Below are 405 nucleotides of genomic sequence, written 5' to 3'. Positions count from 1 at the left end.
GCTTGAACGTAACCTAAGGTCTTCATATCATCCAATAAGTCAGATGTCCGTTGAACCTTATATACCTTGAAGACTTGCGCGATGATATCACTTAAGAAGCCTTTCTTAAATGGTAAGATCACTGGGGCACTTGAGAGGTAGTCATGAATATCTTCACCGTTGTCGATAAAGTATTTGTCTGGCACACCGTTCATCAAGTTATCGGTTGTCGGTTCATTCAAATATGGGAAGCCAGTTGGCATGATTTCGTTGAACATCACCTTACCAACACTCGTTACCATAATCTTGTGACGTTGTTCGTCAGGGAATGGGCGATTGTCCATATCTGCAATTGATAATCCAATCCGACTGTGTAAATGCACATGACCGGTTTGATAAGCCATTAAGACTTCGTTTGTATCTTTG

The 405-nt window shown here is 41.2% G+C and carries 1 pseudogene; it reads right to left on the bottom strand.

From position 1 onward, the window contains the following. Positions 1-405, bottom strand: a pseudogene (locus FC20_RS09740) (DNA-directed RNA polymerase subunit beta'); the annotation flags it as partial.

The organism is Lactobacillus equicursoris DSM 19284 = JCM 14600 = CIP 110162 (assembly GCF_001434815.1).
Taxonomy (GTDB): Bacteria; Bacillota; Bacilli; order Lactobacillales; family Lactobacillaceae; genus Lactobacillus; species Lactobacillus equicursoris.
Note: the sequence above shows the minus strand (reverse complement) of the source record. Positions and strands in the feature narration are given on the sequence as shown.